Here is a 1,426-nt window from a genome sequence, read left to right on the forward strand (position 1 = left end):
ATTAATAATAAACCAATTAATAGCACAAAAAAAGGGTTGTAAAATCCTCTCGTAAATAGAAACATCATAAGTAAAAAATACCCAGAAAGCCAGAGCCCTCTTTGCTTTATCCGTTCCATCCGATCTTCTCCTGTCATCAATCTAAGAATAAAAAGGCCCCGTTTTAACGGAGCCACTGCATCATGTGATCTTGGATTTCCGTGTACTTTCCTTTAGCATTGCGAAGTCCAAATGATCGAGCATTTTCTAAAGGGATTACGCGGAAATTATGATTTTTTTTACTAGCGACATAGGTTGGATAAAACTTCGGGTTCGACAATTCAATCGAGTTTCCATTACCTGATATATGTTTTGTAATGCCAATCGTAGCTAATCCACCAATATCTTTATAATCATTACGTTGTGATGAGATAAAATTTCCTAATGAATAGACAACAAATGCTTTTCTTCCATCCTCTGTTTTGATCCATTCCATGGGTTGTAGAACATGCGGATGGGAGCCAAAAATGATATCGACACCTTCATTTGTCAGAAATCTAGCCAGATCCTTCTGTTCTTTGTTAGGCACCCGGTGGTACTCATCTCCCCAATGGATACTCATAACAACGACATCAGCGTCCTTTTTAGCTCGATGGATCTCATCACGCATCGTTTCACGGTTGATCAGATTAACTAAGAAATCCTTTCCGTCTGGAACCGGGATTCCGTTTGTTCCGTATGTATAGGAGAGAAAAGCAATCTTTATCCCATTTTTATTTAAAATCCTCAATTTTTGGCGGTCCTTTTCATCAAGGAAGCTTCCAACGTGAAGTAAACCAATACTTTCTAAATAGCCAGCTTCTGATTTAATCCCTTTTTCGCCTTTATCCAAGGTATGATTATTGGCAGTGGATACTATATCTACTCCTGTGTGGACAAGAGCATCCGCCACCTCGTATGGACTATTAAACCGTGGATAACCGGCAAGACCTAATGTTTTTCCACCTATCGTACTTTCTTGATTGGCAGTTAACACGTCTGGTTTTTCTAATAAAGTTTTTACGTTCTCAAACATCGGGTCAAATTCATATGTAGCACCATTAAAGGCATCTTGATAAACATTATCGTGAATAAGGATATCTCCGATGGCTCCAATGGTTATTTCTTCTGTCATCTCTCGGTTGATCATCAATGAATAACGGGTTTGAAGATTTTTCGTTGGAAAAACCTTTTGGTCGTCATCATTAGTATTGTGCCATTGTTGAATAAAAAGGAATGATGCTAAAGCAATACAAACAAAAATAATTATAACTGAAGGTATGGCATGCCTTTTCATAATTACTCCTTATCTTTTATCTGATAATTATACTATATTATATTGTTGTATAATTTTAAAACTATTCTTTGCTTGAAAAGGAGTTTTTAAAGTATTGCTGTGTTAAACTTG

General features: G+C 36.6%; 1 protein-coding gene. It reads right to left on the bottom strand.

What is annotated here, in order from left to right; genetic code table 11:
• Positions 1–163 precede the first annotated feature (163 nt).
• A complete protein-coding gene (locus V7659_RS30995) occupies positions 164–1,315 on the bottom strand; it encodes a CapA family protein (RefSeq protein WP_335543834.1) in 1,152 nt (383 codons plus the stop codon).
• Positions 1,316–1,426: the final 111 nt, after the last annotated feature.

Source organism: Neobacillus drentensis (assembly GCF_036966985.1).
GTDB classification, from domain to species: Bacteria; Bacillota; Bacilli; order Bacillales; family Cytobacillaceae; genus Neobacillus; species Neobacillus drentensis_E.

Coding starts and splice junctions, on each gene's coding strand:
- V7659_RS30995 (WP_335543834.1), bottom strand. CDS start 1,315: ATGAAAAGGCATGCCATACCTTCAGTTATAATTATTTTTGTTTGTATT.